The organism is Novipirellula sp., from assembly GCF_041583735.1.
In the GTDB taxonomy this organism is placed as follows: Bacteria; Planctomycetota; Planctomycetia; order Pirellulales; family Pirellulaceae; genus Novipirellula.
The window spans coordinates 14,378-27,504 of the sequence record NZ_JBFHFD010000039.1 but is presented as its reverse complement, the minus strand read 5'-3'; the positions used below and the strand labels follow the sequence as shown (position 1 = coordinate 27,504).

The window sequence follows — 13,127 nt, the reverse complement described above, 5'->3', positions numbered from 1 at the left end:
TGGAACGGGAACTGCATGAACGCCAGAAACATCCTAGCGATAAATTGCTTCGCGAGATGATGAAGCAACTCGATCAGATTCGGGATGAAGTTGGACGATTGCGTGGCGAAGTGAATGAGCTTAAGGAGAGACGTGATCGATAAATTCTTCCAACAGCATGAGCCCAATCTGCACGACGTGCCTCACGAGGAGTTTTTCTGTCAGGGGGCTGAGCGACTCTCGTTCGGCGGCCGCTCGGGGGTTGCGTAGATAGGAATCAGCTAGACAGAAAAATGGGGGCGACAGAAAAGTTGAAAGATGGAGGGGGACGCGTTTTTCATCTTCTAACCTCCATTTACCTACCAAATCTTTTCGCGGGTATGGCACCCCTCGAATACACGCGGCCATTCTGCTTTGAGCTGACAGAAGAGCATTGGAGCCTTATTTGAACCTTGCATGGCGGAGGACGAAAAAATCCAGAGTTTGATTTGCGTCTTTTTTCGAATCACTCCGTCTGGGTTATTGAATGCAGGTTTCACCCCAAAATTAGGAGTTCCAAAATGTCTCAATCCGCCGTTGATTTCGCGACAGCCCGTCGAATCCACATCAGTCTGGCAGTTTCGAGCGTAGATCGCTCGACCGAGTTCTATCGTTCGCTGTTCGAGGCTGATCCGACGAAGAGTCGTCCCGGCTATGCTCGGTTCGAGGTCGCAGAACCGCCGTTAAATCTCTCAATCATTGAGTCCAGCGAGGCCAAAGGCCCTGCCGATCCTACTTCTCATTTCGGAATCCAAGTAAAATCAACCGAGGCCGTCGGCGATATGCGACGGCGGTTGGAGTTAGCCGGATGGGTGACCCGAATCGAGGATTCGGTCAACTGCTGTCACGCCGTGCAGGACAAGGTCTGGATCGTAGACCCGGATGGGTACCGCTGGGAAGTCTTCGTGGTTCTCGACGATACACCAACTGGCAAAGCCGATCCCGATAATGAATGCTGCCCTGCAACACAAAGTGACGTGTGTTGCACGGTTGGCAGCGAGCCATGCTGTTCAGAGAAAGCGTGACATGAGTGATACCCAACAGGTCTGGGACGACTTCGGCACGGCACTTCGTGCGTTCATTCGGCGGCGGGTCAAAGATGATCACGTCGCCGATGATTTGCTTCAGGATGTGTTCGTTCGGATCCATGACAAGCTTGGTTCACTGACCGATGAAGATCGCTTGGCGGCATGGCTGTATCAGATCGCTCGAAACGTCGTGACGGACCACTATCGTCGCCGTTCCGAGTTGACGTTCGACGAAACGGAGACTCAGCCAGATCAAGTCACTGACGATCAGAACCTCAACGAACGGGTCGGGCAGTGGCTTGTCAATCGCATCGCTGAGTTGCCCGAAGACTATCGTGAAGCGGTCACGTTGTCAGAGCTGAAGGGGGTTCGTCAAACGGAGGTCGCCGAGCAAATCGGCTTGTCCATATCGGGTGCAAAGTCACGAATTCAGCGAGGACGTAAGATGCTCAAAGACAACTTGCTCCAGTGCTGCCACTTCGAGTTTGACAAAAGAGGGAATGTGATTGACTACCAAGTCAGGTCTGACTGTGTCACCTGCGGTGAATCAGCAAGCGGCGAAGGCAGTTAAACGAGATGTCGCAGTCACCCGTGCCAGACAGCGTTATCATTGCGACAAGGTCTGGTTGGGGATATCTCGGATGAGGATGATGGACTGGACTGGCTCCACTCGATCTCAAATTGGACTTCGGGTAGACAGAAAGATTGTTGCGACAGAAAAATTGACGCGACAGAAAGATTGGAAAGACGGAGAAGCGAGAGCCCTTATTTTCCTACCTCCATCTTCCTACCCCATCTCTTTTGGCCCCCGCTCGCTCCGCAAGTGGCCTCCCGTCGCCGCCTGCATATCGCTGCCGTTCTGGTATGGAAGATGTTTCGCAGTCGAATCGGTCCGCGTGATCTGCGTAGTCGATGATTTGATCGCAACATCGTGAAGCTGATGCAGTGGTTCGCGTTGGGACCATCAACGCTCGAAATCATTGGACGTCGCAGACGTTGTGAATCGGACGTCGCGCCGTCGAGACTTTTTCTCCACTACATTGCTTACATTGCTGGCAAAAACATGTGGGGCAAAAATAGGCGTGACGTGTGGAAAGAGTTCAGCGTTGCGATCGCCCCGGATCCAATCTCTATTTATGTGCTGGACTTTTTTCCTCCAAGACGATCAGCGCGGTCGGATTGAACATCAGGTCGCAGAGCAAACGGAGCAGAGTAAACGGATTTGACGGTCAGTACTCCTCTGTTCCCTTCGTTTCCTCCTGTTCGTTCATTTCTTCTTGCGACGAACAGCCGATGCTCTATCGTTCGTGGACAAATCTCACGCTGCCGATCGAACTCTGGTATCCTTTTGGTGTCCACTTGTTTTGATGGTCGGGTCAACAGCCTGCACGTTCACGCATGGTCAATGATGGGTAATCATTCGATTGCAACAGAGGAGGCGTGATGGCCGTTTTTCCGATGGAAGGTCGCTCGCGCCCGCCCGCTGAACCGTTTGGTTACCCGAATGACAAATTCGCTCTTGAGTCACGAGCATTGCAATGCTAACCCCTGATGATCGTAAAGAACTCGATTTCGAGAAACTCGGCCCCGTGCTCGAAGCACTTGTCAATTCTGATCGAGTCTCCGACGAGGAACGTCGCGCGATCGAACTATGTGCACGCGCTGCCGTCGATCTACTTTCGGTCGAACACGAACAAAAGATGAAGGACTTTTACAGCAGACCAAAAATTCAGCGGATCGAAACACAGCAGCTAGAACGATGGCTTGACGCCAATAAAAATGCTGCGGCCGGCGTGTCTGTTCTGACTCACGGACGCTGGTACGTGTCATCGTATGAGCCGGATGGTAAGCTACAGCTAACTCCGATCGATCCACCTTGGCCGCTTTTTCCGGATGACCCTGAATGATCGGATAGCCAGCCCGTGCACGTGCGGACCGGCAAGGTCTTGCAAACTAGCTGGCGAAAGCAAGGCAAGGACACACGGAGTGAGTGATGGGGAGATCGGGTTCAGGCGGATTCATCGTGCTCAAGCGACTCAGGAAGTAGCGTTTGTAAGACAGAAAGATTGTTGCGACAGAAAGATTGGCAACGATCGCCGTCGCCGCTGAATGATATGCTTGGTGAGCGGCCCAGTTTCATTCGTCTGTCCCCCAATTCGTCTGTTGCTCATCAACACTCATCGTTGCTCGGGTTCGTTTTGCACAAGCAATCGCTTCTTATTTTCTAACCTACGATTTTTTAACCTGTCCTCGTCAGTGTCCTGCCGTGAGCTAATCGTCGTTGATTGGCTTGCATTTTGTCCCTTGGCAATTTCATGATGCGGCACTCATTCGCGATAATTGGCGTGATTCGCGGGAAACATCTAGGTTCGGTGATGTTCCGCGAATCCGCCGGATTTCCACGAGGCTCAAATCCTTTTGCCGCGGACTTGATCGCGATTGAAGAGTGCGAAGTGATGCCAGGTGAGAGGTGTCCGTTGGGAGTCGGCGCGTTAACGGCGCCAGTCCAGTTCTGAGGCCATTCAGTGATCCAATGGACAAGGATCCAATGTTGTGACACGCCGAGGAGAAATTGGTGGCATACCGGAAATATAAAGCGTATGCTAACATCCGAGAGACATCGTTCTACTCGCCCGGAGCTGGGCTTGCGAGCGATTTCTCTGCTTGCACGACAACTATTGGACTCCATGCAAACCGATCGATCATGCTGCTGATTGTCATCGTCGCTCTCGTCGCAACGACGGCCTTCTATCGACAGGCCAGACTTGCGGGCGTGCACCCCGGCAAGGCGGCAAGCGTTCCTTTCATCGCCGCTGGATTACTTCTTGCAAGTGCATGCGTGGCATCGCTTGCGATCACCAAGTTCGCAGTCGCTGTTAACGCTTCAAGTAACGCGATGAACTCGATGCAGTTCATGCTCAATGCCTTCGTGTTGGCCGCGTACTTGATGCTGATTCGGCGCAACTGGTTGGTGCTCACTAGTGCTCCGGCGCCCGATCGCAGCAAACCCTGGTGACATGCGGTACGATGATAGCGTTGCCGGTCTTGCTTGTTCTGGTGGTTCGTGGAATGCCACAACCTACCCCAAACCGGTTTCCCAACGACGGTGTTTGTATTATTGACAATGGAGAGCCGTTTGCCGCCACGCTGTGATGGCCAGCGTTACCTTTACCAAGTCGGTTCAATATCTGTGAATTCAAACGCGTACCAAACTCAGTGTTGTCGAAGGTATTAGCCGTTGATCAGGTATGACAACAGAAACACACCACTGTTGATCACAAGGAGTTGCAATGAATCTAGCTGTTGACGTGGTCTCGGATGTCATCTGCCCATGGTGCTACATCGGCAAGCGACGGCTTGAGAAGGCGATTGCTTCTCTCGATGGTCAGCACGACGTGCAGGTTCACTGGCATCCGTTCCAGCTCAACCCAACGATGCCGAAAGAAGGCATCAGTCGCAAAGTATATCGCACCAGAAAATTCGGCAGTTGGGAACGCTCGATGGAACTGGATGCTCAAGTTATTGCTGTTGGGGAATCCGAAGGGATACATTTCGCCTTCGATAAATCTGAAACAACGCCTAACACAGTTGATGCTCACCGGCTCGTCTGGCTTGCCGATCAGAATGGTTGTCAAGATGCGGTTGTTGAGGCACTGTTCCGAGCTTATTTCACAGAGGGCAAGGATATCAGCAAGCGACAGAGACTGATTGACGTGACTGCTGAAGCTGGACTGGACCGGCAAGCTGCCGACACTATGCTGAACAGTGATGATGGAATGGATATCATCTCAAACGCCAGAGAAATGTCACAGCGATATGGGGTCACAGGGGTTCCATTTTTCATTATTGACCAGAAGATCACGTTGTCCGGCGCACAACAGGCGGAAACATTTCTTGAGGCGTTCAGACAGGTGATGGATTCTTCGGCATGACAGGGAAAACACCGGCAGAGTTGTATGCGAAAGCTGAAGAAATTAGATGAGTCAGATCAAAGCGATTTCTAAGTATGTACATGAAGCTGAAGCCAATCCTCCAAGCCGTCCTTCGAGATTGCTCCCTTCCGCTGGGCGGTGATCATGGCGTTGCGCATTGGGCCAGAGTCCTCGGGAATGGGCTGAAACTGGCGGAAGTAACTGGAGCCAACGTCGAAGTCGTGTCACTGTTTGCTGTACTTCACGACTCACGCAGAATCAACGAAGTCACTGATCCAGAGCATGGGGCACGGGCTGCCGAGTTCGCCGTAGAACTGCGGGGTGACCTGTTCGAACTGGACGATCACGAGTTCAAGCTGCTCTACCGTGCCTGCGAAGGGCACACCCATGAACGAAATCATCCCGACGCGACAATTCAAACTTGCTGGGACTCGGATCGTCTTGATCTTGGGCGAGTCGGGATCATGCCACATCCGAGTCGTCTATGCACCGAGTTTGCTAAACGGCCAGAGACAATCAAGTGGGCTGATGGTCGGGCGAGCTTTCGAGTCGTTCCAGCTTTTGTACTGGACGAGTGGGGAATTGATCTGGAGAAGGAGGGAATGTGGTAAATTCGGAACAAGAGTGTCCTGCGATTCGCAAAGCCCCTGCGAGAGTGTTGGGATATGACGTTCTTAACTATCTGCGAGTGGCGGTGCTGACGGGAGTTGGAATGGTTGACGGTGGCGTCGAGCATGGCATCCAAAGTGTCTCGCACGTCGGCCACGAACCGGTATTCTGATCCCCGTTTCGAAACATTGAAGTTAGCGTCCTTGAACCACGTCCGAAGCTTCAGCCGTTTCTTGATGAGCTTGCCAAAGACAGCTAGCTGCCGTCCCATCGCTGGCTGGTTACACAAAATCAAAAGGGGCTTCATCGTAACGCCTCTGACGCGAAATCCGACCCACTTCCCGACACACACGCTTGTACCCACCGGGCAGCTTCGATCACAAAATGCCGCAAACCGTTGGTATTCAACGAGATCGGCGCACGAAAAAAGCCGCTTGTGAAATCACAAGCGGCTTCCAGAGTGGAGGATAACGGACTTGAACAAACGCCTAAAACCCCGTGTTTTGGCGATGTGGAGGGTGAGGCGGCGCAGAATCCGGCGCAGTTCGACGAAGAAACGTCTGAATTGCTACGGATATGGCATTCTTTGGACATAGCAGCCAAAGCCGATTTGCTCAACGTCGCCCGTGGTCTGAAGAGACGGAAGCAAAGTACGGAGCACGCTACCTAAGTGTCCATTGCTGTAGTCGTGGGCGAATCGAGATTGCGACAAAAACGATCGTACCACGCCCACGAAACCTATTCGTCCCATCGGATCGGGAGCGGCGGCGAACCGAACGCAACATCAAGACGAACCAGCCACGCCGCCAAGATCGACACGTAACCACGCGAGGAAAGACCGCAGGGTACGTCGGCACGGATGCCGACGCCTGACACCGCCCGATGGCATGGATGCCAGTGGCAAGCGAAAGCCATGGATGGCTGTAGCGTAGCCACCGAGCGACGCGAGTCGGGCGTGTGAGTCGTCGTAGGCAAGCGATGGATTCGCGTAGCCGTCGAGTCCGTTGGATCGGTACGGGGGCCGAGAGCGATCTGAGGTAACTTCGGGAAAGATGCGGCCGAACGGCGTCCGTAGCGGGCCAGCGCGGCGACACGACGACGAACCGAGGCATGGAGGCCGATAAAGAAGGGGCGGAGCCAGGATGGCGTAGCACCGCTAAATAGACGGGCGAGTGGGGCGAATCCGCTACCGCAAGGCATCGGCGAAGCGTAGCAACGCGGCGCAGTGAGGAACGAACAAGCGGCGATGCGAAGCGAAGTCCGATAGAGATGGCTCGTTGATGCGACGACAGGTACCGAACGAAGTGGCTGAGACCAACCGAGCGAAGCCAAGCCTACCGAAGCGAGGAACGAGCAAGGTTGGCGCAGGCGGAGCGGACCACTCAAGGTGACGGCCGACTGATCACGCTCATGCCACGGTGGATCCGTCAGTGGCCGCCGAGATCGAGACGACGCTGCACGCAACGCCTGAGTACGAGGGCGACAACAAGACGACCGGGTGGCCCGCCCCCGATGTGATCCCACCCCCGTATGTATGTCCCGCTGAAAATATTTTCCCCTACTCGAAGCCAAATGGCGGGACGACTAAGTTCAATTAACTTTCAGATCCTGTTGTAATAACTATCCATTTTTAAGGGGAAATGCGAACATGGTGCCACGGATCGAGTTTGGAAAATGCGAACCGATGGATTGGTTGTTTATTGGAATGTTGAAGCGTGTTCACCTGAGCCGAGCGGAATCAGCTTACGATCCGTACAAGGTTTGCCGACCGTGAAATCGTCAGCACAGCAGGGAGCATGACAGCGGGTTCAGCGGAGGATACATTAACATTTAGTCAGATCTGACTATGCCACCGGAGTGAGCGGGGGTGAAAAAGAACAGTTATTTGCCCTAACGAACCTGAAGAGACCAGAAAGCTCCTATCCTTGGACGGGTTCTCGAAAGCCATTGTGAACGAATTCCGATGTTGCCATCTATCAGTGAGCACCTTGCCCAACCCGAAATTGATGTGGCTACGTACGTCCGACGAAAACGGATCGCACTGGCGCATGAAATCAGCGAGAGGACAAAGGTATATCTCGACACTAAATACTGGGTACTTCTTCGAAACGTACGCCTAGGTCGATCGAACTGTTCCGACACAAAGGAACTTCTCCGCGTTCTTGAGACTGGCGTTGCCGATGGATCGTTGATATGTCCGCTTAATGCGGACATTTACCTCGAGGTGATGAAGCAGGATGACGAGCACACCTTGATGGCGACCGCTCGCCTTATTGACGACTTGTCCCTCCGCGTTTGTATACTTCCTGTCATGCAACGCTTCGAAATGGAATTCTTTCACTTCGTTGAGTCTTCCCTCAAGTCACGTGACTTGGTTTACAAATTGCATGAACTCGTCTGGACCAGGGCAGCATATGTGCTCGGCTTCGTAACTCCTGACTGCAACGGAGTGCCGGATAGCGTGAATATGGCGATGCAAAAATCATTTGCTGATTATATGTGGACGCTCGGGCTCGAAGATATGCTCAATGTGATGGGGCCCAGCAAAGCCGCCGCGAAAAAATCATCGTTTGAAGACATTTCCGGTGATCTGAATGCGGGCAAATTCGCCCACATTGACGAGCACTCTTCGTTCAAGGGTGTATTTCTTTCTGAAGTGCAAGGAATTCTGGATGTTCACAAGAAGACATTCTGTGACCTATTCCAGTACATCTACACGCGTGATATCGGCAAAAAACTCACAGATGAGGAGCAGCAGGACACGTCTAGTGGCCAGATGCTTGCGAACTTGATCTACAACGCGTTTCGACTAAACAAGGTGACCCATCAATTGCCGTCATTGCGCATTGGAGCGGGGCTACATGCAGCTTTGCGATGGGACAAAAACCGCAAATACAAACCTAACGATCTGTTCGACTTTCGTCACGCAATCGCCGCATTGCCTTACTGTGATCGTTTCTTTACGGAAGGTTCTTTGCATCACCTGGTTCAAGACGGTAATCTTAAGTTTGATGAGTATTTTAAATGTAAGACCGCGCATAAGCCCGCAGATGCGTTGGCATTGCTGGAGACCGACGGAAAATAAGAATGGCATGAACGCGGATCCGGGGACAACGCGTTTAAAAATGGAGCATCAGCGGTATTCGTCGACTGTCGTGGTCATGAAAGTTTTTTGCTTCGTCTATCTGTTTTCAACTAGGTCAGCCATCACGTATCCACAATCAGGATGCTGGCAGACGTATTCGCAGTCTTGTGGATTGCTCGCATCCTTTGCTTGAAGGCTCATTGAAAAACCGCATTTTGGACAAGCCGGGGAGTCAGTGACGAGCGTTGGTTCGATTGGATTCATGCAGCCGATTCCAGTAGTTCTTGAAGGTTCTATTGCCGCTTGCAAACGTCGCACTCCATCGCTGGCGTCGTTCCGATTGTAGTGTGCTTTCTACAGAAATTGTACCAAGCAAAGAAATTGTTTTGCATTGCGATGTGGTATTCGCTACTTCATTGGCGGATTGAGTCGGGGCAATTCTGGAAGATCAAAGCAGTCGGTGAGATATTTGCACAAAGCTTCAATTTCTTCACGTACGTATGTCGTCCAGTATTTGTCAAAATCACCTCGCTGATAGAAGGGAACAGGCTTCCGGAGTGCGATGTTGTAGTGAAGGTTTACGTCGATCGACGACCGTGATGGCCGCAGCAATACATCCAACGTCATAGGTTGAGTTCTTGGCAATACCTTACCGCGGTGATCAGTTTTGTAGGCGGCGGGAGCGAGATTTGGTGACAATCCCAACATTGGCTTTACCCAGTCGCCTCTTCGAAACACAAGATGAAACTGGGTATTCGGAGATTCCAATGACAACGCCCACGGCCCGTGCTTAGACGTTTGGAAGAATGCGAGTAAGACTTCGTGCACGCCATCAACTACAGGCAATGTCATGTCGTACGTGTGTGTGATCTCTATCATGGAGATGCTCGCCATGTTTTATGATCCAGGCTCCAGCTTGAATCACCGGTGACAACGTTTGGCCCGTGCACCATGTTGCTTTGCCAAGGTCTCTCAGTCAATTCACTAATCTGATGAACAGGTAATTGTATCGGATGACTTCAACGGAACGCATTAATCGCTATATTGTTTGGTAAGCTCTAGCTACCGTTATCCGACTGAATACACCCTCATCCACCGTTCTACGAACCACGATGGCCAAGACAACCGTAACCGCAATCCTCTTCGTTGTTTTATTGCTCGCAACAACCGAGACTTGCATTGCCGATGAGAAACTTCCGCCTGGACGGACGCAACACAAGACCCCGCACGGTGTGCTGACTGTGACCCTGAAATCACCGATTGTTTACACGCTTCGTGGTGGACATTCGAACACCACGCGATTTGTTACGTTTACACTGAATCACGACGGAGAAACTTTGCGACCAGATCATGATTTTTTCAATGTTGACGGCAATCCAATCAAAGTAACAGTCACTTCAATTGACAACTCAATCGCAATCGACGATTCGCCAACAATCGGAGGCTTCTACTCGTTTAAGAAGAGCGGGAAGACCGCGTTCGTCGTGACGCTTGGAGAAACGAGAATTGAAGTTCCAGTAGAAATCCGTGAGTTGCCGTACGGACAGTATGATAACGTGGATGCCGTCATCAAAGCGGATGGGTTTCCTACGTCCAAAGCGAGACACTTTGTTTCCTGGCCTGACCTAGAGACAATCGACGACATCGTTTACAAACCGGGACCTGGCAATCCCGCTTCGATCGAGCATTGGCGATACGAAAAGTATCCATACGCTGTCATAGCCATCCGGGGAGGTAGTGTTGCGGACTGCTCAAGTATTGTGGTTCGCGAAAGTGAACCAAGTGCAGTTGACCCCATGTTGATGAGCATGGAATTGACACCGGAGGAGAAACAAGCGGACAAAGCGAGAGCCGATGGGATTGACCTGCTTACCAAACTAATCATCGCCGGCGTTGACGTTCCTACGGGCACACCGACCGCAAAGCTCAAGTTAATGGTTACGCTACTGGACATGGGGCGTTCGCCTGATCCAGATGGACAGATGCAGAACATCACCGACAAAAGCGGGAAGCACAGCGTGCGCGCGATTATCGTTGCCGCAGGCGACGGTGAAGTAGTGTTGCTGAAAGAGGATTGTAGTAAGGTGACGCTTCCGATGAACAAGTTGTCCGACAAGGATCGTCGGCAAGTTGTTGACATGATACGCGAACGCACACGTGCTGAACGGCTCGGCAACCGATAGAGATGCGGTTAACCACGCAAGAAAAATTAGCTATTAGCGTTCCAGCATGCCGTCATACCATGCGAAGTACTCTAGTAGCTTGCTCTCCAGTTGTGCAAACTGTCCTTCGACCTCGTTGGCAGTTGTTACGGATACGGCTGCGTCCATAATTTCTATGTGTCCAGACCAGACGCCATGGAGATTACGAAAGGCTTGATCAATCAGTGAGTTTGCGGTTTCTGCTATCGCAGTGATTTCATCAAATTTCTTTGCTACGCTTGGCCAATGTTCGAGTATAGGAGTGTCCAAGTATGATGGCGTAATTCTTTTGTCACCCATCGCGTAACACTTTCCATTTGCAATCAGTCCAACCAGATGCGTATCATCAACGGTAAGGCTTTCATTTGCAGCATCAGCAAGTCGTTTTGTCACGCAATACGTTCCCGCCAATGGAAGTTGGGTCCAAGGGCATTGGAGAATTGCTAGCCGTTCAATCATCCGGTAGACAAACGTTTGTCCCGAGCCGATTGCCCCGAAGCATTCACGAGAGCCAAAGTTAAAAAAAACTTCGGGCATGTATGATTGAATCCATTTTCCATCGGAGCTTGGTGTGGCAGTTAGGAACTGTACTTCACCCCAATGGTGAGACCGGATTTCTTTTTGCAAATATTCTTGAATTGCGAGATGCAAATTGCTGGCGGTTACAGTGCCGTCACGTGATTGCGTCGCGAGCTGTGCAAATAGTGGATTGGTTATGAGGCTTGAGCCTGCCTTAGCGACGATGAAGTCAGGTCCAAAGAAAAGCTTCTGCCCCCCGTGAACCTCCGATTCCATGCCAACCGTCCCTTGGCTATCTGAGAATGCAACAACGAAGTCCTTTGACGATACTGCAACATGACTGGTCATCTTGTGAATCCATTCTCAAGGGTGCGCAAATCAAGACTCAGAGAGTTCACGTGGTTCAAACTTATTCACCCATTTGCGAATATTTGCGTTTTGAAAATCAAATTCGGCTTTCCATTCGATCCGTTTTGCCGATTCAAACTTTGCGCGATCTTGCTCATACACTCTTTGCAAAAATCCGTTAAAGAATGCTGATATGAGTAAAGCTGGTGAGCAACCATCCAGGGAGATGACCAAGCCGTCGGTCAAAAGATCATCCTTCAGAAGAGCGTCAGCAAGTCGCTCGCCCTCGGTGGGAGGGAATGCCGTTTGGACAAAATCGATGGCTGAAAGTTCATTATTCATGGTTGTTCTCCGACGGGGTGTTGCGTCGATTCTTTACTCTAGTCTAGTTCACTCGTAGGTTGATGACGATAAGCGTTCCAGCAAGGATCGGAGAACCGAGGGTTTTTGTAGGTTGTTTTCGGTATTTTCGCTTGCTTTTTACTCGTAAAAACCCGTTTCGCGACATAATCTGCAGGCTTCCGCCATTCTCCTTTACCATCCCAACTAGGCTAGGTAAACCCGAACCTTGGTTTTGCTTCACACATGCTGAGGTGACGTTTTCTTCGGTGGCGAATGCAAGCAAATCACCGTCGTGGAGGACGCGATTTCGACGTTTTGCCTCTGCTTCGATGCAATCAGGAATAGTTCGTCCAAAATCAATCGCTGCTAGCTGTACAAAACCTCTGTGAGGAAATGCCTCTCCAGCAACAAGCACGCCATCGGGGGCTCTTGCATGTTGAAATGTGTTGGCGGCAACCTCGGAAATTTGCGTTTCCCACAACGCAACATCTCCTCTGCTGGCGTCTGTACCTCTGCGCACCATTTCCGCCCACTGTGCAACCTGTTTAACCATTTCATTCGGATTTGTGATTCGTCTGAGTAAGAACCGTCGTGCTTTTTGCTGGTGCTCTCTCCGTGCCTCATCCAGTGCGCCAGCTAAATTGTCAATGTTGTCGACAATAACATCGAATGTTTCCGAGCTCGAATTCTTGGAGATGAGCAAGCGGGTGCCAGGCGATCTTCTAGCGGCATTTAGCAAAAGCAGCAGTCCTCCTGGATCAATTCGGGGACACGGATCCATGTCGAAAACGATTTCGGCAGGTGAATTTTCTTTGAATTCGCTAAGACGTTTGTACGGATGCCAAATCGCCTCACAAGTTGCGATGGTGTTTTTAGGGTCGTCCGTGATCAATGCACGATCGCATGGCTGTAAAATCGTGCTTGCTTTAATTGCCGTAGAATCCATGAACGTGTGTTCTCTGTTGCTTTGGGATGATTCCCAACTTTAGCCAATGTCCTACTGCGCAAACAGGGCTATGTAAAAGGTTGGTCTACTCGTTAAGTG

At 51.3% G+C, this 13,127-nt stretch carries 15 protein-coding genes; 10 read left to right on the top strand and 5 right to left on the bottom strand.

Annotation, left to right across the window (positions count from 1 at the left end):
• Positions 1-539 precede the first annotated feature (539 nt).
• The 5 genes from ABX962_RS05480 (at position 540) to ABX962_RS05460 (ending at position 4,978) form a co-directional block, all read left to right on the top strand.
• Positions 540-1,043, top strand: coding sequence for an ArsI/CadI family heavy metal resistance metalloenzyme (locus ABX962_RS05480; protein WP_372717359.1), 504 nt, complete (start codon positions 540-542; stop codon positions 1,041-1,043).
• Position 1,044: 1 nt separating this feature from the next.
• On the top strand, positions 1,045-1,617 hold the full coding sequence (gene sigZ / locus ABX962_RS05475) for an RNA polymerase sigma factor SigZ (protein ID WP_372717357.1): 573 nt from the start codon (positions 1,045-1,047) through the stop codon (positions 1,615-1,617).
• Between the two features lie 967 nt (positions 1,618-2,584).
• Positions 2,585-2,953 carry a hypothetical protein gene (locus ABX962_RS05470; RefSeq protein WP_372717355.1) on the top strand — a complete coding sequence of 123 codons (369 nt, stop codon included), beginning with the start codon at positions 2,585-2,587 and terminating at the stop codon, positions 2,951-2,953.
• Positions 2,954-3,750: 797 nt separating this feature from the next.
• Positions 3,751-4,062, top strand: coding sequence for a hypothetical protein (locus tag ABX962_RS05465; protein WP_372717354.1), 312 nt, complete (start codon positions 3,751-3,753; stop codon positions 4,060-4,062).
• Positions 4,063-4,336: 274 nt separating this feature from the next.
• Positions 4,337-4,978 (top strand): DsbA family oxidoreductase, encoded by a 642-nt coding sequence (locus ABX962_RS05460; protein ID WP_372717352.1) that lies wholly within the window; start codon positions 4,337-4,339, stop codon positions 4,976-4,978.
• A gap of 248 nt (positions 4,979-5,226) precedes the next feature.
• Here ABX962_RS05460 and ABX962_RS05455 read toward each other — a convergent pair whose 3' ends face one another.
• Positions 5,227-5,451: a hypothetical protein gene (locus ABX962_RS05455; protein ID WP_372717350.1), complete on the bottom strand. Its 225-nt coding sequence runs from the start codon at positions 5,449-5,451 to the stop codon at positions 5,227-5,229.
• 131 nt (positions 5,452-5,582) lie between these two features.
• On the opposite strand from ABX962_RS05455, the gene ABX962_RS05450 reads away from it, so the two are divergent.
• The 4 genes from ABX962_RS05450 to ABX962_RS05435 all read left to right on the top strand — a co-directional run bounded on the left by ABX962_RS05450 (position 5,583) and on the right by ABX962_RS05435 (position 8,672).
• Positions 5,583-5,759, top strand: a complete 177-nt coding sequence (locus tag ABX962_RS05450; protein WP_372717348.1) for a hypothetical protein — start codon at positions 5,583-5,585, stop codon at positions 5,757-5,759.
• A 225-nt stretch (positions 5,760-5,984) separates the two neighbouring features.
• Positions 5,985-6,257 (top strand): hypothetical protein, encoded by a 273-nt coding sequence (locus ABX962_RS05445; protein ID WP_372717347.1) that lies wholly within the window; start codon positions 5,985-5,987, stop codon positions 6,255-6,257.
• A gap of 748 nt (positions 6,258-7,005) precedes the next feature.
• Positions 7,006-7,185 carry a hypothetical protein gene (locus ABX962_RS05440; protein WP_372717345.1) on the top strand — a complete coding sequence of 60 codons (180 nt, stop codon included), beginning with the start codon at positions 7,006-7,008 and terminating at the stop codon, positions 7,183-7,185.
• Positions 7,186-7,550: 365 nt separating this feature from the next.
• Positions 7,551-8,672 (top strand): hypothetical protein, encoded by a 1,122-nt coding sequence (locus tag ABX962_RS05435; RefSeq protein ID WP_372717343.1) that lies wholly within the window; start codon positions 7,551-7,553, stop codon positions 8,670-8,672.
• A gap of 408 nt (positions 8,673-9,080) precedes the next feature.
• Here ABX962_RS05435 and ABX962_RS05430 read toward each other — a convergent pair whose 3' ends face one another.
• Complete coding sequence (locus ABX962_RS05430) at positions 9,081-9,566, bottom strand: hypothetical protein (RefSeq protein WP_372717341.1); 486 nt, start codon at positions 9,564-9,566, stop codon at positions 9,081-9,083.
• A gap of 218 nt (positions 9,567-9,784) precedes the next feature.
• Here ABX962_RS05430 and ABX962_RS05425 point away from each other — a divergent pair, with 218 nt between their 5' ends.
• Positions 9,785-10,855, top strand: coding sequence for an SHD1 domain-containing protein (locus ABX962_RS05425; RefSeq protein WP_372717339.1), 1,071 nt, complete (start codon positions 9,785-9,787; stop codon positions 10,853-10,855).
• A 33-nt stretch (positions 10,856-10,888) separates the two neighbouring features.
• Here the strand turns inward: ABX962_RS05425 and ABX962_RS05420 are convergent, their stop codons facing one another.
• From ABX962_RS05420 to ABX962_RS05410, 3 genes are read right to left on the bottom strand one after another with little or no spacing between them, the layout of a single operon-like run.
• Entirely contained in the window at positions 10,889-11,740 is an 852-nt protein-coding gene (locus ABX962_RS05420) for a hypothetical protein (RefSeq protein WP_372717337.1), read from the bottom strand.
• A gap of 30 nt (positions 11,741-11,770) precedes the next feature.
• On the bottom strand, positions 11,771-12,082 hold the full coding sequence (locus ABX962_RS05415; RefSeq protein ID WP_372717335.1) for a hypothetical protein: 312 nt from the start codon (positions 12,080-12,082) through the stop codon (positions 11,771-11,773).
• 43 nt (positions 12,083-12,125) lie between these two features.
• Positions 12,126-13,028 (bottom strand): hypothetical protein, encoded by a 903-nt coding sequence (locus tag ABX962_RS05410; RefSeq protein WP_372717334.1) that lies wholly within the window; start codon positions 13,026-13,028, stop codon positions 12,126-12,128.
• Between the last annotated feature and the right edge of the window lie 99 nt (positions 13,029-13,127).